Source organism: Nocardia sp. NPDC051832 (assembly GCF_040681285.1).
GTDB lineage: Bacteria > Actinomycetota > Actinomycetes > Mycobacteriales > Mycobacteriaceae > Nocardia.
Genome location: NZ_JBFAYL010000003.1, coordinates 371484 through 397126, shown reverse-complemented (window position 1 = coordinate 397126; position 25643 = coordinate 371484). Strand labels below are relative to the sequence as shown.

Annotated in this window: 25 protein-coding genes; 19 read left to right on the top strand and 6 right to left on the bottom strand. The window is 68.8% G+C overall.

Features of this window, described 5'->3' with window-relative positions; translation table 11 throughout:
• Window positions 1-165: 165 nt before the first annotated feature.
• From AB0M14_RS19570 to mnhG, 13 genes are all read left to right on the top strand, one after another.
• Complete coding sequence (locus tag AB0M14_RS19570; protein WP_364996830.1) at window positions 166-333, top strand: hypothetical protein; 168 nt, start codon at window positions 166-168, stop codon at window positions 331-333.
• Window positions 334-384: 51 nt separating this feature from the next.
• A complete protein-coding gene (locus AB0M14_RS19565; RefSeq protein WP_364996828.1) occupies window positions 385-2052 on the top strand; it encodes an FAD-dependent oxidoreductase in 1668 nt (555 codons plus the stop codon).
• A 10-nt stretch (window positions 2053-2062) separates the two neighbouring features.
• The gene (locus AB0M14_RS19560) at window positions 2063-3538 is read left to right on the top strand and encodes an ATP-binding protein (RefSeq protein WP_364996826.1); all 1476 of its coding nucleotides are present in this window, start codon (window positions 2063-2065) and stop codon (window positions 3536-3538) included.
• A complete protein-coding gene (locus AB0M14_RS19555) occupies window positions 3531-3884 on the top strand; it encodes a UBP-type zinc finger domain-containing protein (protein ID WP_364996823.1) in 354 nt (117 codons plus the stop codon). The genes AB0M14_RS19560 and AB0M14_RS19555 overlap by 8 nt, the downstream gene beginning before the upstream one ends.
• 80 nt (window positions 3885-3964) lie before the next feature.
• Entirely contained in the window at window positions 3965-4357 is a 393-nt protein-coding gene (locus AB0M14_RS19550) for a hypothetical protein (protein ID WP_364996820.1), read from the top strand.
• 45 nt (window positions 4358-4402) lie between these two features.
• Window positions 4403-6640, top strand: coding sequence for an AAA family ATPase (locus tag AB0M14_RS19545; RefSeq protein ID WP_364996817.1), 2238 nt, complete (start codon window positions 4403-4405; stop codon window positions 6638-6640).
• A 66-nt stretch (window positions 6641-6706) separates the two neighbouring features.
• Entirely contained in the window at window positions 6707-8038 is a 1332-nt protein-coding gene (locus AB0M14_RS19540) for a hypothetical protein (protein WP_364996814.1), read from the top strand.
• Window positions 8039-8092: 54 nt separating this feature from the next.
• Window positions 8093-11014: a Na+/H+ antiporter subunit A gene (locus AB0M14_RS19535; RefSeq protein WP_364996812.1), complete on the top strand. Its 2922-nt coding sequence runs from the start codon at window positions 8093-8095 to the stop codon at window positions 11012-11014.
• Window positions 11011-11394 carry a Na(+)/H(+) antiporter subunit C gene (locus tag AB0M14_RS19530; RefSeq protein WP_364996810.1) on the top strand — a complete coding sequence of 128 codons (384 nt, stop codon included), beginning with the start codon at window positions 11011-11013 and terminating at the stop codon, window positions 11392-11394. Before AB0M14_RS19535 ends, AB0M14_RS19530 begins: the two co-directional genes overlap by 4 nt.
• A complete protein-coding gene (locus AB0M14_RS19525; protein ID WP_364996807.1) occupies window positions 11391-12995 on the top strand; it encodes a Na+/H+ antiporter subunit D in 1605 nt (534 codons plus the stop codon). Before AB0M14_RS19530 ends, AB0M14_RS19525 begins: the two co-directional genes overlap by 4 nt.
• Window positions 12992-13522, top strand: a complete 531-nt coding sequence (locus AB0M14_RS19520) for a Na+/H+ antiporter subunit E (RefSeq protein ID WP_364996805.1) — start codon at window positions 12992-12994, stop codon at window positions 13520-13522. Before AB0M14_RS19525 ends, AB0M14_RS19520 begins: the two co-directional genes overlap by 4 nt.
• Window positions 13519-13779: a monovalent cation/H+ antiporter complex subunit F gene (locus AB0M14_RS19515; protein WP_364996802.1), complete on the top strand. Its 261-nt coding sequence runs from the start codon at window positions 13519-13521 to the stop codon at window positions 13777-13779. Before AB0M14_RS19520 ends, AB0M14_RS19515 begins: the two co-directional genes overlap by 4 nt.
• Window positions 13776-14117: a monovalent cation/H(+) antiporter subunit G gene (mnhG, locus tag AB0M14_RS19510; RefSeq protein WP_364996799.1), complete on the top strand. Its 342-nt coding sequence runs from the start codon at window positions 13776-13778 to the stop codon at window positions 14115-14117. The genes AB0M14_RS19515 and mnhG overlap by 4 nt, the downstream gene beginning before the upstream one ends.
• Before the next feature lie 7 nt (window positions 14118-14124).
• Here mnhG and AB0M14_RS19505 read toward each other — a convergent pair whose 3' ends face one another.
• The gene (locus tag AB0M14_RS19505; protein WP_364996796.1) at window positions 14125-14751 is read right to left on the bottom strand and encodes a TetR/AcrR family transcriptional regulator; all 627 of its coding nucleotides are present in this window, start codon (window positions 14749-14751) and stop codon (window positions 14125-14127) included.
• A 94-nt stretch (window positions 14752-14845) separates the two neighbouring features.
• Here AB0M14_RS19505 and AB0M14_RS19500 point away from each other — a divergent pair, with 94 nt between their 5' ends.
• The 3 genes from AB0M14_RS19500 (at window position 14846) to AB0M14_RS19490 (ending at window position 18433) form a co-directional block, all read left to right on the top strand.
• Window positions 14846-16762 carry an acyl-CoA dehydrogenase family protein gene (locus AB0M14_RS19500; protein ID WP_364996794.1) on the top strand — a complete coding sequence of 639 codons (1917 nt, stop codon included), beginning with the start codon at window positions 14846-14848 and terminating at the stop codon, window positions 16760-16762.
• A 33-nt stretch (window positions 16763-16795) separates the two neighbouring features.
• Window positions 16796-17734 carry an oxygenase MpaB family protein gene (locus tag AB0M14_RS19495; protein ID WP_364996791.1) on the top strand — a complete coding sequence of 313 codons (939 nt, stop codon included), beginning with the start codon at window positions 16796-16798 and terminating at the stop codon, window positions 17732-17734.
• A gap of 141 nt (window positions 17735-17875) precedes the next feature.
• Window positions 17876-18433 (top strand): Uma2 family endonuclease, encoded by a 558-nt coding sequence (locus AB0M14_RS19490; protein ID WP_364996788.1) that lies wholly within the window; start codon window positions 17876-17878, stop codon window positions 18431-18433.
• Between the two features lie 15 nt (window positions 18434-18448).
• Here the strand turns inward: AB0M14_RS19490 and AB0M14_RS19485 are convergent, their stop codons facing one another.
• The 5 genes from AB0M14_RS19485 to AB0M14_RS19465 form a co-directional block, all read right to left on the bottom strand.
• Window positions 18449-19768, bottom strand: coding sequence for a DUF5933 domain-containing protein (locus AB0M14_RS19485; protein WP_364998959.1), 1320 nt, complete (start codon window positions 19766-19768; stop codon window positions 18449-18451).
• Window positions 19769-19899: 131 nt separating this feature from the next.
• Entirely contained in the window at window positions 19900-21045 is a 1146-nt protein-coding gene (locus tag AB0M14_RS19480) for a glutamate--cysteine ligase (RefSeq protein ID WP_364996786.1), read from the bottom strand.
• 13 nt (window positions 21046-21058) lie between these two features.
• Window positions 21059-21745: a superoxide dismutase family protein gene (locus AB0M14_RS19475; protein WP_364996783.1), complete on the bottom strand. Its 687-nt coding sequence runs from the start codon at window positions 21743-21745 to the stop codon at window positions 21059-21061.
• Window positions 21746-21886: 141 nt separating this feature from the next.
• Window positions 21887-22486: a LytR C-terminal domain-containing protein gene (locus AB0M14_RS19470; protein WP_364996781.1), complete on the bottom strand. Its 600-nt coding sequence runs from the start codon at window positions 22484-22486 to the stop codon at window positions 21887-21889.
• Window positions 22487-22535: 49 nt separating this feature from the next.
• Window positions 22536-22880, bottom strand: coding sequence for a DUF3263 domain-containing protein (locus AB0M14_RS19465; protein ID WP_364996779.1), 345 nt, complete (start codon window positions 22878-22880; stop codon window positions 22536-22538).
• A gap of 259 nt (window positions 22881-23139) precedes the next feature.
• Here AB0M14_RS19465 and AB0M14_RS19460 point away from each other — a divergent pair, with 259 nt between their 5' ends.
• The 3 genes from AB0M14_RS19460 to AB0M14_RS19450 are packed head-to-tail and all read left to right on the top strand — an operon-like array spanning window position 23140 to window position 25560.
• On the top strand, window positions 23140-23730 hold the full coding sequence (locus AB0M14_RS19460; RefSeq protein WP_364996777.1) for a peptide deformylase: 591 nt from the start codon (window positions 23140-23142) through the stop codon (window positions 23728-23730).
• Between the two features lie 11 nt (window positions 23731-23741).
• Window positions 23742-24704 carry a GNAT family N-acetyltransferase gene (locus tag AB0M14_RS19455; protein WP_364996774.1) on the top strand — a complete coding sequence of 321 codons (963 nt, stop codon included), beginning with the start codon at window positions 23742-23744 and terminating at the stop codon, window positions 24702-24704.
• Between the two features lie 31 nt (window positions 24705-24735).
• Window positions 24736-25560, top strand: coding sequence for an exodeoxyribonuclease III (locus AB0M14_RS19450; RefSeq protein ID WP_364996772.1), 825 nt, complete (start codon window positions 24736-24738; stop codon window positions 25558-25560).
• Window positions 25561-25643 lie beyond the last annotated feature (83 nt).

Genomic DNA, 25643 nt, shown 5'->3' with positions numbered 1-25643 from the left:
GTAACGAGATGTCACACATAATAGTGGGAGCCAATTGGAATACAACCGGGTCACATTTTGGCCTTCTGGTCACCGCCCGATGTAATGACGGGCGCAGAATGGCTGATAGACAGTCCAACAGACGCACTGCCACCAACTTTCCCATCCAGCGTGAGGTGATCGGCTGTGAAACTGCGCTCGCTCCTACCCCGTCGCCGTACCAACGATCTTCCGCTGCTGCCTTCGATCGAACCTGAGGACGGACGTCCGGCGAAGGCCCGGCCGACCGAGGAGAAGCTCGAACGCCTGCTCACACCAACCGAACTCGATCTGGTCCTGCATCATCAGCTCTAGGCGAACGAGTGGGGCGCCCCAGCCGATTCCCGCACACGGGATACTGGCCAGGTGACTGCTCCAGCTGCCTCGAAGCCGGCCATTCTCAGCGTCGATGACGATCCGGGTGTTTCCCGGGCGGTCGTGCGTGATCTGCGCCGCCGCTACGGCGCCGAATACCGGATCCTGCGCGCGGAATCCGGCGCCGACGCGCTCGATGCCCTGCGCGAGATGAAACTGCGCGGCCAGCCCGTCGCGGTGCTGATCGCCGACTACCGGATGCCCGGCATGGACGGCATCGAATTCCTCGAGCAGGCCATGGACCTGCATCCTTACGCCCGGCGCGTGCTGCTCACCGCCTATGCCGACACCTCCGCCGCGATCGACGCGATCAACGTCGTCGACCTGGACCATTACCTGCTCAAGCCGTGGGATCCACCGGAGGAGAAGCTCTATCCGGTGCTGGACGGCCTGCTGGAAGCCTGGCGCGGCATGGCGAACCGGCCCGTCACCGAGACCAAGGTGATCGGCAACCGCTGGTCCCCGCGCTGCTCACAGGTACGTGAGTTCCTGGCCCGCAACCAGCTCCCCTACCGCTGGTACCTGGCCGAGGAGGCCGAGGGCAGCCGGCTGCTGGAAGCCGCGGGCGTCGGGGCCGATCGATGTCCGGTGGTCATCACCTCCGACGGCCAGGCTCTGGTGGAGCCGAGCGACAGCGAGCTGGCCGAGCACGTCGGCCTGACGGTCAACCCGGCCGGCGATTTCTACGACCTGATCGTGGTCGGCGGCGGCCCCGCGGGCCTGGGCGCGGCGGTGTACGGCGCGTCCGAGGGCCTGCGCACCGTGCTGGTGGAGCGCACCGCCACCGGCGGGCAGGCCGGGCAGAGTTCCCGGATCGAGAACTACCTCGGCTTCCCGGACGGTCTGTCCGGGGCGCAGCTGGCCGACCGGGCCCGGCGGCAGGCCGCGAAGTTCGGGGCCGAGGTCATCACCACCCGCGAGGTGGTCGGGTTGGAGGTGAACGGGTCGGCCCGCACCGTCAAGTTCGCCGACGGCGGGCAACTGTGCGCGCACACCGTGATCATCGCGACCGGCGTCGACTACCGCCGGCATCCCGCGCCGGGCGTGGACGAATTCACCGGACGCGGCGTGTATTACGGCTCGGCGATGACCGAGGCCACCGAATGCGCCGACCACGACGTCTACATCGTCGGCGGCGCGAATTCGGCCGGGCAGGCGGCGGTGTTCCTGTCCCGCAACGCCCGCGCGGTGCATCTGGTGGTCCGGGGCGATTCGCTGGAGAAGTCCATGTCGCACTACCTGGTCCAGCAGATCGAGCAGGTCCCGAACATCAAGGTGCACACCGAGACCGAGGTGATCGGCGCCGACGGCGAGGATCACCTGCAATGGATCGTGTTGCGCAACAACGCGACCGGCGTCGAGGAGAAAGCCGAGGCCGAGCGGCTGTTCCTGTTCATCGGCGCGGCGCCGCAGACCGACTGGCTCGACGGCGTCGTCAAGCGCGATCAGGCGGGATTCGTGCTGGCCGGCCCGGACCTGTCCGTCGACGGTTCGCGCCCGGGCGGCTGGGAGCTACCCAGGCCGCCACATCATTTGGAGACCAACGTGCCCGGCGTGTTCGTGGCCGGCGATGTGCACGCCGAATCGGCCAAGCGGGTGGCCTCCGCGGTCGGTGAGGGCGCGATGGCCGTCATGTTCGTGCATCGGTACCTGGCGTAGGAGCGGTGAAATGACCGAAGAGATCGCGGCGCGTAAGTCCCACGGGGTCTGTGACCCCGCCGAGCTGCGCACCCTGTTCCTGTTCGAGAAGCTGACCGACGCACAGCTGGACGAGCTGTGCGCCGACGGCAAGATCGAATACATCGAGCCCGGACCGGTTTTCCGCGAGGGCGCCCCGGCGACCTGCTTCTATGTGCTGATCGACGGCGAGGTGCGGATCACCAAGCTGTCCGGCGGCACCGAGATCGAGATCAACCGCACCGCCTTCCGCGGCGCCTACGCGGGCGCCTGGACCGCCTACCTCGGCGACAACGTCGAACAGAACTACACCGGGTCGATGTATGTGACCCGGCAGTCCCGCTTCTTCGTGCTGGACGCGGCCGCCTTCGCCCGGATGATGCGGGAGTGGTTCCCGATGGCGGTGCATCTGCTGGAGGGCGCGTTCTACGGCAACCGCAACACCAATCAGCGGGTGGCCGAACGGGAACGGCTGCTCGCGCTGGGTTCGCTGTCGGCGGGCCTGACGCACGAGCTGAACAATCCGGCGGCCGCCGCGGTGCGCGCGACTTCCGGGCTGCGCGACCGGGTCGCGGGCATGCGGCACAAGCTGGCGATGATGGCTGAGGGCAAGTTCACCCCGGAGGCCTTCGTGACGCTGGTGCGTTTGCAGGAGGAGGCCGCCGAGAAGGTGGCCAAGGCGCCGGAGCTGACCACGATGGAGGCCAGCGACCGGGAGGAGGCGCTCGGCGAGTGGTTCGAGGACCACGACATCTCAAGCGGCTGGGATCTGGCGCCGAACTTCGTCCAGGCCGGCATCGATGTCGACTGGCTGGAGACGGTGCACGGCGCCTTGCAGGAATGCCCGAACAAGGTGTTCGAGGGTGCGATCCGCTGGCTGAACTACACCATCGAGACCGAGCTGCTGATGAACGAGATCGCCGACTCGACCACGCGCATCTCCACCCTCGTCGGTGCGGCCAAACAGTATTCGCAGATGGACCGGGCCCCGTTCCAGGTGGTGGACCTGCACGAACTGCTGGACAGCACGCTGGTGATGATGGGCCGCAAGATCGGCGATTCGATCCAGGTGGTCAAGGACTACGACCGTTCGCTCCCGCAGATCCCCTGCTACGCGGCGGAATTGAATCAGGTGTGGACCAACCTGATCGACAACGCGGTCTACGCGATGGGCGGCGCGGGCACGCTCACCGTCCGGACCTACCAGGAAAGCGACTGCGCCGCCATCGAAATCGGCGACACCGGGCCGGGCGTGCCGCAGGAGGTGCTGCGCCGTATCTTCGAACCGTTCTTCACCACCAAACCCGTCGGTGAGGGCACCGGCCTCGGTCTGGACATCTCGTTCCGGATCGTGGTGAACAAGCACGACGGCGATATCCGCGTCGAATCCGAGCCGGGCAATACGCGTTTCATCGTCCGACTGCCGTTGCACCGTGATAACCCAGCACCGGAGGTAACTGATGTCTGAGGCCATCGAAGGGATCGATCCGAAGGTCGCGCCGAGCGGGCCGGGCTGCGTGGAATGCGAGGCCGCCCAGGGCTGGTGGGTGCATCTGCGCCGCTGCGCGCAGTGCGGTCACGTCGGCTGCTGCGACTCCTCCCCCGCGCAGCACGCGTCCGCGCACGCGAAGGCCGACGGGCACCCGTTCATCCAGAGCTACGAGCCCGGCGAGGACTGGTTCTGGAACTACGAGACCGAGGAAATGTACGGCGACGGACCGGAGTTGGCGGCGCCGCACAGCCACCCGGCCGATCAGAGTGTGCCCGGTCCGCGCGAGCGGGTTCCGGCCGATTGGCAGTCGCAGGTGCATTGATCGTTGCTGGATCACACCCGGTACGCTGCACCGAACGCGCCGGAGGTTCCGGCGCCCGGAGGCACCGGGGAAAGCACGACATGAAGCGAATTTCCGTCATGGTCCTGGCCGCCGGCGCGGTGGCACTGACACTGACCGCCTGCGGCGGGTCCGACGATTCCAGCGACGCGAGCGGCCTGCGCAAAGGCGGCCCGCTGACCTCGACGTCCAGTACCAGCACCGCGAGCGCCGCGGCGACCACCAGCGCGGTCGACACCTCCACGCTGGGCACCGCCTCGCGCACCACCTGCACCGATTTCAAGGCGCTCGACAGCGCCGCGCAGAAGACGCTGGTGGAGCAGATCCTGCAGGAGAACCCGAACAGCAGCTTCACGGGCAGCCCGAACGTCGCCCTGGGCACCGCCAAGCTGGTATGCCTGGCGTCGAACAACGCGAGCAAGCCGGTCGCGATCGCGGCGGGGATCGTCAAGTAGACAAAGTCACCCGCACATCCGCGGCGACGCGGGCAGAATGGCACGGTGGCTGAACTTCCGCTCACCGCTCGCCTGAATCCGTCCGCCGCCGACGCCCGGCGCGGGGTGGTGCGGCTGCATCCCGAAGCACTGGCCGCACTCGGCCTGCGGGAGTGGGACGGAATCGCCCTGTTCGGCTCGCGCCGCACCGCCGCCGTGGTCGGCATCGCACCCGCCGGCACACCGGCCGGCGTGGCGCTGCTCGACGACGTCACGCTGTCCAATGCCGGGCTGCGGGAGAACACCACGGTCGTGGTGTCGCCCGCGATCGTGCAGGGGGCCAGGCAGATTTCGGTGAGCGGCTCGGCCTACGCCACCCAGAGCATTCCGGCGGCGACGCTGCGGCAGGCCCTGCTCGGCAAGGTCGTCACGGTCGGCGACACGGTGTCGCTGCTGCCGCGTGATCTCGGCCCCGATCTGCCGTCTTCGGCTGCCAGCCAGGCACTTTCGCGCACCTTCGGGATCGCCTGGACCACCGAGCTGCTCACCGTGACGGCCACCGATCCGCCGCCGGGCCCGGTGAGCGTGCAGCCCAACACCGCGGTGGTGTGGGGCGCGGGCGCGATCTCGCGGCACAACATCGCCGAGGTCGGGTCGCCGCTGCCGGGGGCCGCGGCGCTGGATTCGGTCGCCACCACCGACGGCGGGCAGCTGGGCCGCACCGCCACCAGCGGCTCGTTCTCGGCGGTCGCGGTCGAGGATCTGGCGGGCGTGCACAGCCAGGCCGCCAAGCTCGGCGAATGGCTCAGCCTCGCCCTCGACGAACCCGAACTGCTCAAAACCCTCGGGGCCACACCGCATCTCGGCGTACTGATCACCGGGCCCGCGGGCGTCGGCAAGACGACGCTGGCGCGAGCGGTGGCGGCGCCACGGCGCGTGGTGGAACTGGACGGCCCGACCGTCGGCGCGGAGGAGGGCGGCAACCGGTTGCGGCACGTCGCCGCGGCGGTGGCGGAGGTGGGGTCCGGGCAGGGCGGAATCCTGCTGATCAGCGATATCGACGCGCTGCTGCCCGCGCAGCCCGAGCCGGTCGCCACGCTGATCCTCGATCAATTGCGGGCGGCGGTGGCCTCGCCGTGCATCGCGTTCCTGGCCACCACCGCGCATCCGAGCCGGGTCGACGCCCGGCTGCGCGCGCCCGATCTGTGCGATCGCGAACTCGCGCTTACGCTGCCCAACGCGGCGATCCGTAAGGCACTGCTGGAGCAGCTGCTCCGCAAGGTGCCGACCGGCGATTTGCAGCTCGACGAGATCGCGGCGCGGACACCGGGTTTCGTGGTCTCCGATCTGGCGGCGCTGTGCCGGGAAGCGGCCTTACGCGCGGCTTCCCGTAGCACCAAGGAGCAGACGCCGCCGCAATTGGCGCAGGACGACCTGCTCGGCGCGCTGAAAGTCATTCGCCCGCTCTCCCGTTCGGGCATGGAGGAACTCGCGATCGGCAGCCTCGGCCTCGACGAGGTCGGCGACATGGCCGAGACCAAGCAGGCGCTCACCGAGTCGGTGCTCTGGCCGCTGCGGCATCCGGATTCCTTCGCCCGCCTCGGCGTCGACCCACCGCGCGGCGTGCTGCTCTACGGTCCGCCCGGCTGCGGCAAGACCTTCCTGGTGCGGGCACTCGCGGGCAGTGGCCAGCTCAGCGTGCACGCGGTCAAGGGCGCCGAGCTGATGGACAAGTGGGTCGGCTCCTCGGAGCGGGCGGTGCGCGAATTGTTCCAGCGGGCCCGGGATTCCGCGCCGTCGCTGATCTTCCTGGACGAGGTGGACGCGCTCGCACCACGCCGCGGGCAGAGCAGCGATTCCGGTGTCGGGGACCGGGTGGTCGCGGCGCTGCTCACCGAGCTGGACGGCGTCGAGCCGCTGCGCGATGTGGTGGTGCTGGCCGCGACGAACCGGCCCGAGCTGATCGATCCGGCGCTGCTGCGGCCCGGCCGGCTGGAGCGCTCCATCTTTGTGCCGCCGCCGAATGGGGCTGCGCGGCTGGCGATCCTGCGTACGCTCATCGAGGGCCGGTCGGTGCCGCTGGCGGGCGGCGTCGACTTGCCCGCGCTCGCCGAGGATCTGGACGGATACTCCGCGGCCGACTGCGCCGCGCTGCTGCGTGAGGCGGCGCTGTCGGCGATGCGCCGGGATGTCCGCGCGGCCGACGTGACCGCCGCCGATATCGCCTCGGCGCGGGCGGTGGTGCGGCCCTCGCTGGACCCGGTTCAGGTGGAGGCCTTGCGCCGCTACGCCTCCGCGGTCTAATCCGACACCGATAGCTAACCTTTGGCAATCCCGGCTTCGAGAGGTCAACGGGGGTAAGTTCGCTGCGTGCGAAGGCGCGGCGAACTCTTCGACTCGGTCACGGCCTACTGCGGGGCCGCGGTCGGGGGCGTCACGCTGTTCCTACCGATCACCTTCAGCTGGACCGAGAACAGCACGCCTTACCGGATCTCCAGCCTGATCAACAGCGTGCCCCGGGGGGCGGCGATCGGCGTGATCGTGGCCGTCGCCATCGCGGTGCTGATGCGCACCTTCGTCGGCGCGGCGGCGGCGTGGTGGTGGGCCTTCGGCGCCGCCATCGCGCTCCTGGTGAATCACATCATCGGGCGCCAGGTTTCGGCCCCGGAGTTGCTCACCACCCAGAACTACGTGGACTCGGTGTGCGGCGGGGTGCTGCTGGGCGCGCTGGGCGCGGCGGCCTTGAGATGCTGGAAGTCCGGCCGCCAGGGACCGGGTTTCGGCTTCGCGCTGGGTGGCGCGGGCACCTTCGTGGTCGGCGACCTCGCCGAGGTGCTGGAGATCCGCGACCAGGATCCGTACTCCGTCCTGGAGACGCCGCCGCGCACGCTCATCGCCATCGCCATCTTCTTCCTGTTCATCAGTGCCCTGCGCCACCGCACCCGGATCGGCCGGACACCGCCGCCACCCGGCGTCTCGGTGGAGCTGCCGATCACGCCCATCCTCGCGGCCACGGTGCTCGCGCTGGTGGTACTCGCCGTGACCGAGTGGTTGTCGCGGCAATACACCGAGGCGGCCCGGTACGACGGACACGGCGTCGAGATCGGGGTGGCGATCGCCGCGAGCGCCCTGGCCGCCCTGGCCGCGGCGATGCTCCTGCCCGGACGTGATGGCACCGGCGCACTGCTGGCGGTCCCGCTGGTCGCCGCCGCGGACGCGCTCGGCGATACGCCGCGTCCGTGGTGGCTGGTCTTGGTCCTGCTGGCGCTGACCGGAGCCGGCATCCTCCTCGGCGCACGGCTGCCGTCGGCAACGGTGGCCATCCTGGCGATCCTGGGGCTGGGACTGTTCGACCTGCTGAGCGGGGCGCACAACAGCGATGTGCGCTTCGGAATCGGCAGTGCCGGATTGGCTTTGATCGCCGGGTACTGCTGCGGCATGGCTCGGCCACACTACCCGCCGAGCGGAGTGCTCGCGATCGCGGCGCTGTTCCTGCCCTCGCTGATCACCGCGCTACCGAGACGCGAGATCGCCTGGCCGGACCGGCCCGGACTACCCGAACCGGGGACGCCCGCACGGGTGGCGCTCTTGCTGACCGCCGGGTGCGCGGCCGGGCTGCTGGTGCTCTATCGCGCCCGTCCACGGCACAGACACAGACCGGACGAAGCGCCGCCCGGGGACGCCGTCGCCACGTCCGCCTAGGCCGCGCGAAAGTCCCCGCCGCCCCTGCCTCTTCGACCTCACGGAGCGCCCGGCTTGCTCGCCATCCTGCTCGCACACGCCTTCGCCGCACTGGTGGCGCCGGTGTGCGTACGGGTATGGGGACGCAACGCTTTTCTGCTGCTCGCGCTGGCGCCGTTCGGCTCGTTGCTCTGGGTGATCGCGAATTGGGGTGGCGATCAACGGGTTCGGATCCGCTGGGCGCCGGCCATCGAGCTGAACATCGAGCTGCGCTTCGACACGCTCGCGGCGATCATGGCCGCGCTGGTGCTCGGCATCGGCGCGCTGATCCTGGTCTACTGCGCGCGCTACTTCCACGACGACGAACCGCGGCTCGGCATGTTCGCCGCCCAGCTGGTGGGCTTCGCGGGCGCCATGTTCGGTTTGGTCACCAGCGACAACATGCTGCTGCTCTACGTCTTCTGGGAAACCACGACGGTGCTGTCGTTCCTGCTGGTCGGCCACAACGGGGAGCAGCCCGCGAGCCGGCGCGCGGCGATCCAGGCGCTGCTGGTAACCGGCGCGGGCGGGCTGGCGATGCTGGTCGGGATCGTCATTCTGGGGCAGCGCACCGGGAGCTATCTGCTCTCGGATCTGCTCGCCAAGCAGCCGCCGACCGGCGTCGCGGTCCAGGTCGCGGTGGCGCTGCTGCTGGTCGGGGCGCTGAGCAAGTCCGCCATTGTGCCGCTGCACTTCTGGTTGCCGGGCGCGATGGCCGCGCCCACCCCGGTCAGCGCGTATCTGCACGCGGCGGCGATGGTGAAAGCCGGCGTGTATCTGGTGGCGCGGCTGGCGCCGGTGTTCGCGACGAGTCCGGTGTGGCATCCGCTCGTGCTCACCCTCGGGGTGTTCTCGATGTTGCTGGCCGGCTTGCGGGCCATGCAGGTGACCGATCTGAAGCTGCTGCTGGCCTTCGGGACGGTGAGCCAGCTCGGATTCCTGATTCTGCTGCTCGGGCTCGGCACACCCGAGGGCGCGCTGGCGGGCGTGGCGTTGATCGTGGCGCACGCGCTGTTCAAGGGGTGCCTGTTCATGGTGGTCGGGATCGTCGATCACTGTGCGGGGACCCGGGATTTGCGCAGGCTCTCGGGGTTGGGACGGAAAGCGCCGTGGTTGTGCGGGATCGCCGTACTCGCGGCCGCGAGTATGGCGGGACTGCCGCCGCTGCTCGGGTTCGCCGGCAAGGAAAGCGCGCTCAGCGCGGTCATGGATCCGGGGCAATTGCCCGGTCTGGCGCGCAACGGGTTGCTGCTCGGCGTGGTGCTCGCGTCTACGCTGACGGTGGCCTACAGCGTGCGGTTCGTCTGGGGCGCGTTCGCCGAAAAGCCTTGGCGGCCCACCGAGGAGCTCGACGACACCGGTCCGGTGCTGTGGCATCCGATCGATATCTCCCGCCTGCCCGGCGAGCATCGGGAGCCGCCGCGCCGGCCGCGCGTGCGCCGGCCGGACCCGGCCACCGACGACCGGGCCGGCGTGCACTGGAACGCGCCCGACCAGCTGTTCGTCTTGCCGCCCGCGATCCTCGCGCTGGCGGGACTGCTCGGCGGGCTGGCCTCGCCGCAGGTGGGCCGGCTGATCGACCCGTACGCGGAAACCCTGCCGGGCACGTCGTTTTCCGGCCTGGGGCTGTGGCACGGCGTGAACATCGAACTGGTGCTCACCACGGGGATTCTCCTGGCGGGCGCCACGGTGTTCGCCTTCCGGCAGCAGATCGCCGCCGCGGCCCACCATCGCCTGGGCAACGCCGATCGCGCCTACGACGCCACCCTGCGCGCCATGGACCGATTGTCGCGGCGGATGACCGCCACCGTGCAGCGTGGTTCGCTGCCGCTGAGCCAGGCCACCATTCTCGGCACGCTCGTCCTGCTGCCGATCGCGATGCTGATGCTGGGTGCGCGCCAGCGTGTGCAGCTGCGGCTGTGGGACACGCCGGTCCAGCTGGCGGTCGGGGCGATCATGGCGGCGATGGCGCTGGGCGCCATCGTCTTACGCAATCGCCTGGCCAGCGTGCTGGTCGTCGGCGTCACCGGATACGGCTGCGGCGTCATCTTCGCCCTGCACGGCGCTCCGGATCTCGCGCTGACCCAATTCCTGGTCGAGACACTGACTTTGGTGATCTTCGTGCTGGTGCTGCGCGCGTTCCCGGCGGAGATCGAGGACAGCCGCACCGCCGCGTACCGCCCGCACCGCGCGGTGCTCGCGGTGTGCGTCGGCGTGACCGTCGCGGTGCTGGCGGCTTTCGCGACCGCCGCGCGCGGCGCCGAGCCGATCTGGCATCTGATCCCGCACGCCGCCTATGAGTTCGGCGGCGGCAAGAACGCGGTCAACGTGCTGCTGGTGGACATCCGGGCCTGGGACACCCTGGGCGAGATCTCGGTGCTCATCGTCGCCGCCACCGGCGTCGCCTCGCTGGTCTTCCGGACCCGGCGCTTCGGCAGCGCACCGCGCGCGGTGGACTCCCCGCACTACGACCCGGACCTCGTGAGCTGGCTGCCCGCAGGACGTTTGGTGGATCGGCGGGATCGGTCGATGGTGCTCCAGATCACCACCCGGCTGGTGTTCCCGACCATCATGGTGCTGTCGGTGTACTTCTTCTTCGCGGGTCACAACGCGCCCGGCGGCGGTTTCGCGGGCGGGCTCACCGCCGGGCTCGCGCTCACCCTGCGATACCTGGCCGGTGGCCGCTACGAACTCGGTGAGGCGCTGCCCGTCGACGCCGGACATGTCCTGGGCGCGGGCCTGACCCTGGCGGCCGGGACCGCCGTCACCTCGCTGCTGCTGGGCGCGCCGCCGCTGTCCTCGGCGATCCTCGAGCTCACCATCCCGGTGATCGGGCACGTAAAGCTGGTCACCGCACTGTTTTTCGACCTCGGCGTCTACCTGATCGTGGTGGGCCTGGTGCTGGACGTACTGCGCAGCCTGGGCGCGCGCCTGGACAAGGAGCTCGAGGAAGCATGAGTTCTAATCTGACCTTGCTGGTGCTGATCGCGGTGCTGGTCGCGTGCGGTGTCTATCTGATTCTGGAACGGGCCGTCTCGAAGATGCTGCTCGGCATGATCCTGTTCGGGAACGCGGTGAACCTGCTCATCATCGCGGTCGCCGGGCCGGACGGGACGCCGCCGATCCTGGGCGCCACCGACGACGTGCACACCGGCGTGGCCGATCCGCTGGCGCAGGCCATGGTGCTCACCGCCATCGTGATCACCATGGGGCTGGCGGCTTTCGTGCTCGCGCTGGCCTATCGCGCTTACATCCTGACCACCTCCGAAGAGGTCGACAACGATCCGGAAGACGTCCAGGTGGCCACCCGCCGCCAGGTCGAGGAGCCGGAAGAATGAGTCATCAGCTCGCGCCCGGCCTGCTGCCGGTCCTGATTCCGCTGCCGGTCCTGATTCCGCTGCTCGGCGCGGCCGTGACGCTGATCTTCGGGCAGCAGCGCATGATTCAGCGCTACATCACGGTGCTCGTGCTGACCTCGGGTGTGGTGATCAGCGCGCTGATGCTGATGCTGACCGACCAGCATGGCACCGGGGTGGTGCAGGTCGGCGGCTGGCGGACCCCGATCGGGATCTCGCTGGTGGCCGACCGGCTCTCGGCGGCGATGCTGCTCGTCTCCTACATCGTGCTGCTGTGCGTCTCGGCCTATGGTTCCGGCCAGAACATTCGCGACGGCGACGCAAAGCAGCCGACCTCCATCTTCCGGCCCACGTATCTCGTTCTGACGGCGGGTGTTTCGGCGGCGTTCCTGGCCGGCGACCTGTTCAATCTGTTCGTCGGCTTCGAGATCCTGCTGGCCGCGTCGTTCGTGCTGCTCACCATCGGCGCGACCGCGGAGCGCATCCGGGCGGGCGTCGCCTACGTGATGGTGTCGATGCTGTCGTCGCTGATCTTCCTGACCGGAATCGCCCTGGCGTACGCCAGCACCGGGACGCTGAATCTCGCGCAGCTGTCGCTGCGGCTGGGCGAGGCGCCGGAGGGGATCCGCACCGCGGTCTACGCGGTGCTGCTGGTGGCCTTCGGTATCAAGGCCGCGGTCTTCCCGCTGTCGAACTGGCTGCCCGATTCCTACCCGACCGCGCCCGCCCCGGTGACCGCGGTGTTCGCCGGGTTGCTGACGAAAGTCGGTGTGTACGCGATCATCCGGACGCACTCGCTGCTCGCGCCGGACGGCCGGTTCGACACCGTGCTACTGGTCTGCGGACTGCTCACCATGCTGGTCGGCGTCTTCGGCGCGATCGCGCAGAGCGACATCCGCCGGTTGCTGTCCTTCACCCTGGTCAGCCACATCGGGTTCATGGTGTTCGGCATCGGACTTGCCTCGGTGGCCGGGCTCGCGGGCGCGGTTTTCTATGTGGCGCACCACATTCTGGTGCAGACCACGCTGTTCCTGGTGGTGGGCATCATCGAGCGGCAGGCGGGATCGACGTCGATGCGCCGGCTCGGCGGTCTGGCGGCCAGCCCGGTGATCGCCGTCCTGTTCCTGATTCCGGCATTGAATCTGGCTGGTGTACCGCCGTTTTCGGGGTTCATCGGCAAGGTAGCGCTGTTGCAGGCCGGTGCGATGGACGGCAGCGCGCTGGCCTGGGTGCTGGTCGCCGGGTCGGTCGTCACCAGCCTGCTGACCCTGTACGTGGTGGCGATCGTGTGGGCGAAAGCCTTCTGGCGGAATCGGTCCGACGCACCCGAAGGTCATCTCGCGGCCGCGAAGCCACCGGCGCTGATGGAGGAGACAGACGACGTGCTCTACGACGAACGCACCGATCCCGGCCGCATCCCGGTCCTGATGGTCGGTGCGACCGCGGTCCTGGGAACCATGGGACTCGCGCTCACCGTCTTCGCCGGCCCGATCCTCGGCATCGCCGACCGCGCGGCCACCGACCTGCACGACTCGGCGGTGTATATCGTTGCGGTCCTCGGTGATCCAGGAGAGTTCCGGTGAACGCCGAGGCTTTCCGGGTGAACAGATCGGTCCTCCTGCGGGGCGGGCTGCTGATCTGGCTGGCGCTGGTCTACATGGCGTTGTGGGGCGACCTCAGCATCGCCAATATCCTCGGCGGACTGGCCGTCGGCGCGATCGTCATCTTCGCGCTGCCGCTGCCTCGGATACCGGTCACCGGACACCTGAATCTGTGGGCCCTTGCCGAATTGACCGTGGTGAGTGTGTATTACGCGCTGGAATCCAGTTTCCAGATCGCCTGGTTCGCCATCCGGCCCGCGCCGCCGCCGGTGTCGGGGGTGCTGCGGGTCAATCTCAGTACTCGCTCCGATCTGGTGATGGTGCTGTGCACCGACCTGCTCAACCTGATCCCCGGCACCATGGTGCTCGAGCTCGACCGGCGGCGCTGCGTGGTGTACGTACACGTCCTCGATGTCAGCAGCGACGCGGCGGTGCAGCGGTTCTACGAGACCACCCGGCGGCTGGATCGGCTGCTGGTCGCGGCGTTCGAACGGACGGTGTCCCGATGATGGTCGTCACCGTGATCGCGGGCGTGCTGCTCATCGCGGCCGCCGGGATCACCAGTTTCCGGATCCTGGCCGGGCCGAGCACACTGGACCGGGTCGTGGGAGTGGATTCGCTGACCGCCATCGCCGCCTCCGGGCTGGCGGTCTGGGCGGCCTACGACCGGGACACCACCGACGTGCCCGCCATCGTCGCGCTCGCCCTGGTCGGCTTCCTCGGCTCCGCCGCCGTGACCCGCTTCCGCGTCCGGGACGACCGATGAGCCTGATCTTCGACGTGGTGTCGGGCGTGCTGATCCTCACCGGCGCGCTGCTGGCGTTCACCGCCGCCATCGCCATCATCCGCTTCCCCGACACCCTGACCCGCATGCACGCCGCCACCAAACCCCAGGTGATCGGGCTGATCCTGATCCTGGTCGGGGCCGCCATCCAGCTCCGCAGCGACGGGCAGGCCTGGATGCTCGCGCTCACCGGCCTGTTCACCATGCTCACCGCGCCGGTGATCGCGCACCTGCTCGGGCGCACCGCCTACCGGGAACAGCGGCACCGCGACGGACTGCTGCGGATCAACGAGCTCGGCGACGAAATCGACGACGTCTGAGCCGGTTTCAGGCCTGGCGTAGCGCGCGATAGACCGCCGCGCCGACGAAAGCGCCGAGCGCCTGCGGCGTCCACGCGCCGTCGTCGGCAAGCAGGGTGCGCACCGCGCCCTCACCGGCCGACACCCACAGCTCGACGAGCACCGGCAGTTTGCGCTCGGCGTCCGCGGTGCCCCAGGCGCGCAGGGTCGGGCGCAGCAGTTCGGTGCAGCGGGCGACCGCGAGTTCGCGACCGCGGCCGAACGAATCCGCCACCGCCGGATCGGGATTGCCGTACAGCAGCCGCCAGGAGTCCGGGCGGGCGGCGGCGATCTCCAGCAGCGCCTGGAAGCCCTCGACGAACACGGTCTCGCCCGCATCGACGGCGCGGCGCGGCGTGGCCTCCAGCAGGCCGCTGATGAGGTGGTCCTCCTCGCGCTGGATGAGTTCCTGGATCAGCTCGACGCGGTCGGCGAAGCAGGCGTACACCACCGGCCGGGTCACCGTCATCCGCTCGGCCACCGCCGCGATGGTAACCGCGGCGATGCCGTGTTCCACGGCGATCTCCAGCGCGGTGTCGAGCACCTGGGGCCGGCGGCGTTCCGGCCCGAGATGTTGCGCGCGCTGCCGTGGCGCCACGGCCTGATCGCTACCCATGCGCACCAAGATAGCAGCGGCGATCAATTTCCTACATTGGTGAACAATAATGCTACAGTCGCGAATGAAGTTGCCCGCCCGCCAAGGAGACCCGATGACCTTGTTCAACCCGAAGACCTGTGAATTCGCCGAGTTCGACGCCGAGACCCGCCGTCTGCTGCGCGCGACGGTCGACTGGTTCGAGGCCCGGGGCAAGACCGCGCTCAAGCACGACGACCGGGAACGGGTCTGGTACTCCGACTTCCTGGACTTCGTGAAGCGCGAGCGGGTGTTCGCCACCTTCCTGACCCCGGCGGCACAGGCCAACGGCGATCCGAACAAGCGCTGGGACACCGGCCGCATCGCCATGCTGAGCAAGATCCTCGGCTTCTACGGCATGTCCTACTGGTACGTCTGGCAGGTCACCATCCTCGGGCTGGGCCCGATCTGGCAGAGCGACAACGCCAAAGCCAAGGCGAAGGCCGCGGCGCTGCTGGACTCCGGTGAGATCTTCGCCTTCGGCCTGTCCGAGAAGGAGCACGGCGCCGACGTCTACTCCACCGACATGGTGCTCGAACCCAAGCGCGGCGGCGGCTACACCGCGACCGGCGGCAAGCACTACATCGGCAACGGCAACCTGGCCGCCATGGTCTCGGTGTTCGGCCGGCGCGCCGACAAGCCGATCATCGACAGCGCGACGGCGCTGGACAGCAAGCCGACGCAGGAGGATTACGAGGGGTACCTCTTCTTCGTCGCGGACAGCCGGCACAAGAACTACAAGCTGGGCCGCAATGTGGTGGACAGTCAGATGTATGTCGCCGCTTTCGATCTGGAGAAGTACCCGGTCGCCGAGGACGACATCCTGCACCGCGGCGAGGCCGCGTTCCACGCCGCGATGAACACCGTCAACGTCGGCAAGTTCAACCTCGGGTTCGGTGCGGTCGGCGCCTGCGAGCATGCTTTCCACGAGGCGATCAACCACGCCGAGAACCGGATCCTGTTCGGGCACCGGGTGACCAACTTCCCGCAGGTGCAGGCGCTGGTCACCGACTCCTACGCCCGGCTGCTCGCGATGAAGCTGTACAGCGAGCGGGCCATCGACTATCTGCGCACCGCCTCCCCCGACGATCGCCGCTACCTGCTGTTCAACGCGATCGAGAAGATGAGCGTCACCCGGCAGGGGCAGCGCGTCATCGAGGACCTCGCCGACGTCATCGCCGCGCGCGGCTTCGAGAACGACATGTACTTCCCGATGGCGATGCTGGGGCTGTTCGGCCTGCCGCGCCTGGAGGGCACGGTGCACGTGAACATGGCGCTGTCGCTGAAGTTCATGGCCAACTACATGTTCCATCCCAGCGACGCCGGCCTGGCCGCGCTGCGCTACCTGCCCGGTGCGGGTGCGGCGCCCAAGGGCGCGGTGCGCGCGGTGTCCGGCGCGCTGAGCTGGTCCAGTCGCAAGCTCGCCCCGCGCGCGAGTGCCGCTGTGCCGCAGCTGCGTTCGGAGTTCGCGGGCGCGCAGTACCCGGCCGTCCCGACCCGGCGCGACGCCGCCGACGACGAGTTCCTGTTCCGGCAGGGACCGAGCAGCGGGCTGGGCCGGATCCGGTTCCGGGACTGGCGGCCGGTGTTCGCGAAGTTCGCGCACGTGCCGAATGTGGCGGTGTTCACCGAGCAGGCGCTGGCCTTCCAGACCCTGCTCGCGGCCGCCGCCCCCACGGCCGCGCAGCAGCGCGACGTCGACTTCCTGTTCGCGCTCGGCGAGCTGTTCACCGCGCTGCCCTACGCGCAGCTGGTGCTGGAGCAGGCCGAGATCGAGGGCACCGACGCCGCGGTGCTGGATCAGATCTTCGACGGGTTCGTGCGCGAGTTCGCCAAGAACGCGCTGACCCTGCACACCAAGCCCGCCGCCACCAAGGCCCAGCAGACCCGGGCGCTGGATCTGGTCCGGCGTCCGGTCGCCGACCGGGCGCGGTTCGACCAGGTCTTCGCCCAGGCCCGCGCGCAGGCCGGCGCGTACGAGATGAACGCCTAAAATTAGTAGGACATCGTTGCAAAGGAGCAGCCGATGACGCGACCCCAATTCGACGCACCCGCCCGCACCATCCGGCAGGTCGACTACGGGTTCTTCGGACCGGAGTCACCCACCTGGAAGGTGTGGACCGCGCCCACCGCGGTCATCGGCTTCCAGCGCGCGGTCGTCCTCGAACATTTCGACCCCGATCTGACCGCCGCCGTCGCCGACGTGCAGGGCATCTACAAGGATCCCAAGGGCCGCCTCGACCACACCTTCGCCTACTTCCTCATCGCGGCCGTCGCCGACAGCCGCATGGCGATCGAGGCCTCCGAGCACCTGATGCGGGTGCACGCCCAGGCCACCGGCATCGAGCCGATCAGTGGTAAGCGCTACAGCGCCAACAACCCGGCCTCCCAGCTCTGGATCCACGTCACCGGCTGGCACTCGGTCCTCAAGTGCTACGAGATGTACGGCCCCGGCCCGCTGAGTCCCGAAGAGGAGCAACGGTATTGGGCCGAATGCGGTATCGCGGCAGAACTGCAGACCTGCAAACCAGCCGACGTCCCCACCTCGCGCGCCGAAGTCCGCGACTACTTCGCGGAAATGCGCCCTAAACTGTGCACCTCCGAACGCGCCCACCAAGGCATGCACTATCTCCTGCACACCCCTCGTGACCGCGGCCCCAAACTCTGGGCCAGCAGCCGCCTCGTCGCCCCCGCCGCCATCGCCACCCTCCCCAAATGGATGCGCGTCACCGGCGGCTTCGACCACCCCGCCCTCCTCGACCTCGGCTACCGCCTCCCGGTCCGCCTAGCCGTCAAAGCCCTGGCCAACGAAACCGCCAAACAAAAGGTCCTCGGCAACTTCCTCGGCCCCATGACCGCCCGCCTCTACGCCGAACACCTCGCCGCGGGTACCCCCGAGAACCCGATCACGGTGACCCCGCGGGAAGCCCGCGCCCGCTACGGCCGAGCGGCCAGCGCCAGCTGAACAACGATTCGAGCACGTCGATGGCCTGGCCGGACTTCCGGCCAGGCCATCAACCGTACCCTTGGGTGTCTGTCGGTTTGCTCCATGCCGATCCAAATCCATTGATACCGTGAGGACATGACTGCCGTGAGTGAGTCTTCCATGACGACTGAAGAGTTCGAGGAACTCGCTCGCGCGGCCGATCGTGTGACAGAAGGTGTGCGGCTGGAGTTCGTTGATGGACGACTGGGGGCTAAAGCAATGCCGGATGGTGACCACGGCTGCATTCTCGAGTGGTTGACCCGCACCTTCCTGCTATTGCGTCCCGAACTCTGGCTCTTCTATGAGCAGGGCCTCGAGGTCGAGACCTACCGGTCCGGTCGCGCGCGGCCGGACGGCGTTCTCGCACCCACCGGAGTATTCGCCGGTCAGCCCGAATGGGCCAACCCTGAGCCGGTCCTCCTTGTTGTCGAGGTGACCTCGCATGATCGGGACACCGACCTGAGGGATCGGCAGGAGAAGCCGATCGCATACGCGCAGACCGGCATCCCCGTATACCTGCTGATCGATCGGGACTCGTGCGAACTCGTCGTCTACAGCGAGCCGCGTGGCGGCCGGTACGAAAGGATCCTGACCGTGCCGTTCGGCTCCAAGATATCCCTGCCGGAACCGGTGCGGGTCGACCTCGATACCGAATCCCTGAAGAACTGGGTGGATTGAGCACCGCGAAAGGTCTTAGTCGGTGACCGACGCCGGGGCCGCGTCGCGGTCTCGGTGCGCGAACCAGGTGGCGTGGAAGGCGGCGGCTACGCCGGCGAGGGCGGCTAGGACGACGGTGCCGGAGAGCACCGGGTATTCGGCCATGGGGACTGCCAGGAAGCGGAAGGAGAGGAGGAGGGCGGCGAAGGTCAGGGCGCCGCCGGCTACCAGGCGGATGCGGAACCAGGCCCAGCCGCGTTCGGGTTCGCGGAGGGCGGACTCGACGGTCAGGCACAGGACCGCGCCGGCGACCAGGTCGACGCCGTAGTGATAGCCGAAGCCGAGGGTGGCGGCGAGGGTGCCGAAGAGCCAGAAGGAACCCATCCAGCGCAGCCAGGCGGGGGCGCGGGCGCCGGTGAGATCGCGGCGGGTGTGCAGGAAGACGGATAGGGCCCAGGCTGTGTGCATGGAGGGCATGCAGTTGCGGGGGGTGTAGTCGTCGAAGGCCAGCTCGGCCGGGTTCCGATCGAGGGGCGGCAGGACGCCGGGCCAATAGTTGCCGACTTGCAGGCCGTGGCCGTCCGGGCCGAAGGCGAACATCGGGCCGACTACGGGGAAGAGCACGTAGAAGACCGGGCCGATCAAGCCGAGCACCAGGAACGTGCGGACCAGATAATGCGAAGGCCAGCGTCCGCTGTGCTCACCCACCCCGTCGGCTGCGCCTCCTGCCGACCCCGAAGCCGTGACCCGGCGCAACTGCCAGACCGCGACCACGATCGCGGCGACCGGCAATTCGATGTAGACCCAGTGCAATACGGCCGAGACGGCGGGTCCGAGCGCGTCCAGCACCCGGCCCATCACCCACGACGGGTCGCCCAGCGCGTGGTCGGCCAGGATCACGTACTCGTCCAGTACGGCGGGCCGGGCCAGCGTGGTGACGTGCAGCCAGACATCGCCGACCTTGGTGGCGAGGATGAGCAGCGCGCCCAGGGCGGCGGCGTGCAGCGCGTTCCGGCGTTCCACCCCGGCCCAGCGCCACCAGGCCAGCACCGCGATCGCGGTGAGCACGATGACCGGTCCGTTGCCCACGCTGAACGGCGCACCGGCCAGCAGCCGGATGCCCGCGCACACCGCGTCGATGGCGACGGCCGCGCCGGCCGCGATGATCCGGCGGCGCGGCGGCAGACCGACCAGCGCGAGCACCAGTCCGGCCCACGGCACCGTCATCGACTTGGGCGTACCGGCGTAGTCCTGCCACACGCTTTCCAGCGGTCCCGGGAAGCCCTGCCAGGAGGCCACCAGCTGTAGTGTGATCAACAACACCGGGACGGCCAAAACACCTGCGGTGACCCAGATCCGGGACGGCGGCACGGAAGACCGTTGCGCCACACTTCCGGCACCGGAACCTGGATCTTCGACTAGCACGTCGACCATAGTAAACGGCGCGTGAACGCCAGCCTCCTGGCCAGCTGAACAGGCGGTCCGGACTAGGTGTCGAGTTCCTTGACCAGCGAATCCACCACGGTCACCAAATCACCCTGGGCGGCGGCCGCGACCTTGCGCTGACGCTGATACGAAGCCCCGCGGACCGGGATCTCCGCGACCGCGGCCAGCTCGGCCGCGCAGCCGAGCTGCTTGGCCACCGGCTCCAGCCGGTTCAGCAGTTCGCTCAGATCGTCGGTGACCAACCGCTCATTGCTGTCGGCGTCCACGATGATGATCGCGTCCAGCCCGTAGCGCGCGGCCCGCCACTTGTTCTCCTGCACATGCCACGGCGGCAGCGAGGGTAACTGTTCGCCGGCTTCCAGGCGCCGGTCCAGGTCGACGATGAGGCAGTGGATGAGCGCGGCCATCGCGGCCAGCTCGGTCTTGGTGGAGATGCCGTCGCAGACGCGCACCTCGATGGTGCCCCACTTGGGCGCGGGCCGGATATCCCAGTGCATGCCGCCGAGCTGCTCGAACACCCCGGTCTTGAGCTGGTCGTGCACGAAGGACTCGAACTGGGGCCAGTTGTCGAACTGGAACGGCAGGCCGGCGGTGGGCAGCTGCTGGAACATCAGCGTCCGGTTGCTGGCGTACCCGGTGTCCGAGCCCGCCCACATCGGCGAGGACGCGGAGAGCGCGAGCAGATGCGGATACGACAGCAGCAGCGAGTTCAGGATCGGAAAGACCTTGTCCCGGTGCGAGACTCCGACGTGCACGTGCACGCCCCAGATCATCATCTGGCGACCCCACCACTGGGTGCGCTCGATCAGCTCGTCGTAGTGCTCGGAGCGGGTCAGCTGCTGGGCCGACCACTGCGCGAAGGGATGGGTGCCCGCGCAGAACAGGTCGACGCCGAGCGGGTCGGCGGCGCGGCGCACCGTGTCCATGGTGCCGCGCAGGTCGTCGACCGCGCTCGCGACGTTGTCGTGCACGCCGGTGACCAGCTCGACGGTGTTGCGTAGCAACTCCTTGGTGATCTGCGGGGTGCCGTCGTGGGCGCGCAGATCACCGACCGCGTCGAAGACCGCCGAGGCGGTGTTGGAGAGATCGCGCGTCACCTTGTCGACAAGCGCTATCTCCCACTCGATGCCGATCGTCGGCCGGGGTGAACCTTTGAACGGTACGTTCGCGCCTCGTGCCCCGGCCATGTCGCCACCTTCGTTACTGGATCACGCCACAGGCGACGCGGTCGCCCGCATCGCCTGTCGCTAGCGTGGTCTGGTCCGGTCCAGCGGCGCCGTTGGCCTGGAGATAACGGTTGGGAATGTTCCCGAAGTTGTCCGCGTCGGCATGGATCATCAGGGCCTTGCCCTTGATGTCGTCCATGGTGACCGCGTCGGTGGTGGTGACCAGCTTGGCCGCGCCGTCGGAGCGCACCTCGAGCGAGGTCAGGTCGCCGCTGGCGGGGCGGGCGTTGGCGTTGCCGACCTGCAGGTGGCCGCCCGCGGAGAGGAACGCGCCGGCCGGGCCGCCGGTGGGGGCCACGGAATTGGCCTCGCACTTGCCGATGGAGTGGATGTGCAGGCCGTGGAAGCCGGGCTTGAGGCCGTGCGCCTCGATGGTGAACTGCAGGTGCTGGCCGTCTTGCACGACGTTCGCGATGCCGACCGAGGCGCCGGAGGCGTCCTTCAGGTCGATCTTGTAGCCCGGGTTGGCGTGCGCGCTGCCGGTTTCCTTGCCGAGCTCGCCCTTGGGCGGGGCGTCGGCGCCGGTCCACATCGGCGGCGTGGTTCCCTTGACGTCGCTCGATTCCTGGCTGTTGGTACAGGCAGCGAGGCCGAAGACCGCGACCGCAAGCACCGGGGTCACAGTCCGCCAGGACGGGCGACGAGTTGTGGACGGGGCCATCGGGGGAACTCCTTTGCGAGTACCGAGTTTATAAGTACAGCGGGGTGAACACGTTCGTTACCGGACAAGATGATGCCACGCCCGCCGTGTCGAACCGTGCAGGGGCCGTGTCACCCGCGCTTCGCCCTTGGTGCTTGGTATTCAGTTACCCGTCAAAATGACGACCACACCCGCGCCGGAATCCACGCCCGCCGCTTTCGGCTCGACGCCGACGCCGAGTTCATTCGCGATCTGCTGTGCCGCTTCCTTCTCACCAGCCGTATTGCCGTAGTACACGGTGCTTTTCGCGATGGTCCCGCCCGCGTAGTTGCCGGCCGAGACATTCGTCCAGCCGTTGGCGGTGAGTTCGGCGGCCGTCTTGGAGGCCAGCCCGGCGACCAGGCTGTTGTTCAGAACCTGCACCGGCACAGCGCGATTCACCGTCGCCGCGGGGGCGGCGGTGGTGGCGCGCGGCGTGGTGGTTTCCGGCGCGCTGCTGGTCGGCGGCGTGGTGGCGGGCGCAGCCGTGGTCGTCGCCGGAGCCGTCGTCGTCGCCGTGGCCGGCGCCGTCGTCCGCGGCGCGGCGGAGGTGGCCGGCGGCACCGGTCTCGGTGTGCTGGACGGCGTTTCGGCCACGGTGCCGGAATCGGAATTCGACAGCGACATCGCACCGAGCCCGGCGAACACGATGGCCAACGCGATCAACACCATCGCCAGCGCGCGCAGTGGCGGCCCGCCGGAGGTGGGATTGGGAGCACTCACGCCCACGACCCTAGCCGCAGTTCAGCTTCGGTGAACGCAACTGGTGGGGTCATACCTGAAATCCGAGGCGACGAGCCGCTCTGGCCTTCTGCCGGCTGGCCCGCAATCGGCGCAGGCGCTTCACCAGCATGGGGTCGGCGGCCAGGGCTTCAGGACGATCGACGACCGCGTTGAGCACCTGGTAGTAGCGGGTCGGGGACAACGAGAACAGTTCGCGGATGGCCTCTTCCTTGGCGCCCGCGTACTTCCACCACTGCCGTTCGAAGGCCAGGATGTCCAGCTCACGGCGACTCAAGCCGTCGTTGTGCCCGCCCACCCCGTCGGCTGCGCCTTCTTCCGTCCCCTTGGCCCCGCCGGTTACCGTCTCGAGATTCCGAGCCGCTGCGCCGTCCATCTTGCTCCCTCGCCGAGTTCCAGTCTCTATGGCGGTGTTCGCGACGCCCTTCATGGTCACGCTCCGCTGCCGCCTCCGGGCGCTGAGCTCACACCGCGGCAGACGAAAATGGTGCCTGTACGTCGCGGATCATTCAACCACGCAGCCCGGGGGTAGCTCAGCTCCAACGCGGCGTGTTCGTTTACTACGGATTAGCGGCGTGTCATGCCCCGGCCACCGGGCCCGAGATGACCTGGCGCACACGTTAGGCTTGTTTCTCATGGCAGTCCTCCCCATCGTGATCGTCGGTGACCCCGTTCTGCACAACCCGACCGAACCGGTTACCAAGACACCGGAGGAACTGGCGGAGTTGATCGCGGACATGTACGAGACGCTCGACGTCTCCAACGGAGTCGGCCTGGCCGCGAACCAGGTCGGAGTCCCGCTGCGCCTGTTCGTCTACGACTGCCCCGACATCACCGACGACGGCACCGCCACCCGCCGCAAGGGCGCGGTGCTCAACCCGGTGCTGGAGACCTCCGCGATCCCCGAGACCATGCCGGACCCGGAGGACGACGACGAGGGCTGCCTCTCGGTCCCGGGCTTCCAGTTCCCGACCGGCCGCGCCGACTGGGCGCGGGTCACCGGCACCGACGAGCACGGCGAACCGGTCGACATCGAGGGCAAGGGCTTCTTCGCCCGCATGCTCCAGCACGAGGTCGGCCACCTGGACGGCTTCCTGTATGTGGACGTGCTGATCGGCCGGCACGCGCGGGCGGCGAAGAAGGCGATCAAGCGCGAGGGCTGGGGCACACCGGGACTCAGCTGGGTGCCCGGCACCGTGCCGGATCCGTTCGGCCACGACGACTGAATCATGGGTAGATGACAACTGAACCTTCGATCCCGCTCGGCGCCCGGGTGGTCATGCGCTATCGGCTCCCCGCGGGCTCCACGCCACCGCTGACCGATGTGATCGGCGAGCTGGTGTCGCTGGAACCGCCCACGGTCAAAGTCGGTGCGGACCAATTGGTCACGGTGCGGGCCGACCAGGTGGTGGCGCTGAAAGCACTGGGCCCCAGGCCGATTCGCACCAGCGAGATCCGCGCCTTGGAGACCGCCGCGGCCGACGGCTGGCCGGGCGCCGAGCAGGAGTGGATCGACGGCTGGCTGCTGCGCGCCGGGCACGGGTACACCAATCGCGCCAATTCCGCTGCTCCGCTGGGTCGTTCGGGTGCACCGGCGGTGCTGGCCGCGGCGACGCTGGAACGCATCGCGGCCTGGTACGCCGAGCGCGGCTTGCCGTTCCAGTTGCTGCTCCCCGACCGGCTGGCGCCGGTCCCGCAGGGCTGGCGCACCTGGAACGAGACGGTCGTCCTGGGCATCGATATCGATAATTTCGTGCTCCCCCAGGGCCCGCCGATGGTGCGGACCGCGCCCGAACCCGACGCGGCCTGGTTGCAGTTGCACCGCTATCGGGGCGAGAACCCGGTGCTGATGGCGGTGCCCGAGCAGCCCGCGTCCGACGTGCTCACGGCGGTCCGCGACGGCAAACTGGGTTTCGCCGCCCTGGGCGTGCCGGACCCCATCGCCATCGGCCGGGCCGCCCTCACCACCGCACCGGACCTGCGCCGCTGGGTCGGCCTCAGCTGTATCGCCGTGGCGGCGGCGCACCGCCGCCACGGCCTCGGGGCGCTGGTGTGCGCCGAGCTGATCCGCTGGGGATCGGCGCGCGGCGCGACCCACGCCTATGTCCAGGTGGAAGCCGACAACGCCGCGGCGCTCGCGCTCTACCGCGACCTGGGTTTCCTCGAGCACCACGGCTACCGCTACGCCGCGCCCCGATAACCTCGAATCCGATTCCGAAAGTAGGCATTTCGTGCGTTTGGCGACCTGGAACGTCAACTCCATTCGCTCCCGCATCGATCGGGTGGCGCAGTTCCTGGACCGCCAGGACATCGACGTGCTCGCCATGCAGGAAACCAAATGCCGCGACGACCAGTTCCCGTTCGAGCGGTTCGAGGAACTCGGCTACGAGGTCGCCCATCTCGGGGTGAACCAGTGGAACGGCGTCGCCATCGCCTCCCGCGTCGGGCTCGACGAGGTCGAGCTCGCCTTCCCCGGCCAGCCCGGCTTCGACAAGGACGCCGGCGAATCGCTGATCAGCGCCCCGGTGGTGGAATCCCGGGCGCTGGGCGCGACGTGCGGCGGGGTCCGGGTGTGGAGCTTGTATGTGCCCAACGGGCGCACCCTGGCCGACCCGCACTACGTCTACAAGCTGGAATGGCTTACCGCCCTGCGTGATACCGCGACCGGCTGGCTGCGCGAGGATCCGGCGGCCAAGGTCGCCCTGGTCGGCGATTGGAATATCGCGCCGCGGGACGAGGACGTCTGGTCGATGGAGGTCTTCGCGGGCAAGACCCATGTCTCGCCGCCGGAGCGTGCGGCCTTCCAGGCGTTCCTGGACAGCGGATTCGCCGATGTGATGCGGCCGTTCGCGCCCGGGCCGGGCGTCTACACCTACTGGGATTACACCCAGCTGCGGTTCCCGCGCCGCGAGGGCATGCGCATCGATTTCATCCTCGCCTCGCAGGCGCTGGCCGACGCGGTCAAGAACGCGGACGTGGACCGCGAGGAGCGCAAGGGCAAGGCGCCCAGCGATCACGCGCCGGTCATCGCGGAGTTCGGACTGCCGAAAGAGTGAGATGACAAGGAGTTTGGCTGCCAGGTAGACAATTGGTCGGTCACATCCCGGATGGACTGGCAGAATTCCGTGCAAAATGCCTA

Bases quoted from the DNA above. Each gene is read 5' to 3' on its own strand.
- AB0M14_RS19525 (WP_364996807.1), top strand. From the start codon at position 11,391: ATGAGTCATCAGCTCGCGCCCGGCCTGCTGCCGGTCCTGATTCCGCTG.
- AB0M14_RS19495 (WP_364996791.1), top strand. From the start codon at position 16,796: ATGACGCGACCCCAATTCGACGCACCCGCCCGCACCATCCGGCAGGTC.
- AB0M14_RS19555 (WP_364996823.1), top strand. From the start codon at position 3,531: ATGTCTGAGGCCATCGAAGGGATCGATCCGAAGGTCGCGCCGAGCGGG.
- AB0M14_RS19455 (WP_364996774.1), top strand. From the start codon at position 23,742: ATGACAACTGAACCTTCGATCCCGCTCGGCGCCCGGGTGGTCATGCGC.
- AB0M14_RS19505 (WP_364996796.1), bottom strand. From the start codon at position 14,751: ATGGGTAGCGATCAGGCCGTGGCGCCACGGCAGCGCGCGCAACATCTC.
- AB0M14_RS19475 (WP_364996783.1), bottom strand. From the start codon at position 21,745: ATGGCCCCGTCCACAACTCGTCGCCCGTCCTGGCGGACTGTGACCCCG.
- AB0M14_RS19530 (WP_364996810.1), top strand. From the start codon at position 11,011: ATGAGTTCTAATCTGACCTTGCTGGTGCTGATCGCGGTGCTGGTCGCG.
- mnhG (WP_364996799.1), top strand. From the start codon at position 13,776: ATGAGCCTGATCTTCGACGTGGTGTCGGGCGTGCTGATCCTCACCGGC.
- AB0M14_RS19550 (WP_364996820.1), top strand. From the start codon at position 3,965: ATGAAGCGAATTTCCGTCATGGTCCTGGCCGCCGGCGCGGTGGCACTG.
- AB0M14_RS19490 (WP_364996788.1), top strand. From the start codon at position 17,876: ATGACGACTGAAGAGTTCGAGGAACTCGCTCGCGCGGCCGATCGTGTG.
- AB0M14_RS19515 (WP_364996802.1), top strand. From the start codon at position 13,519: ATGATGGTCGTCACCGTGATCGCGGGCGTGCTGCTCATCGCGGCCGCC.
- AB0M14_RS19460 (WP_364996777.1), top strand. From the start codon at position 23,140: ATGGCAGTCCTCCCCATCGTGATCGTCGGTGACCCCGTTCTGCACAAC.
- AB0M14_RS19465 (WP_364996779.1), bottom strand. From the start codon at position 22,880: ATGGACGGCGCAGCGGCTCGGAATCTCGAGACGGTAACCGGCGGGGCC.
- AB0M14_RS19480 (WP_364996786.1), bottom strand. From the start codon at position 21,045: ATGGCCGGGGCACGAGGCGCGAACGTACCGTTCAAAGGTTCACCCCGG.
- AB0M14_RS19560 (WP_364996826.1), top strand. From the start codon at position 2,063: ATGACCGAAGAGATCGCGGCGCGTAAGTCCCACGGGGTCTGTGACCCC.
- AB0M14_RS19500 (WP_364996794.1), top strand. From the start codon at position 14,846: ATGACCTTGTTCAACCCGAAGACCTGTGAATTCGCCGAGTTCGACGCC.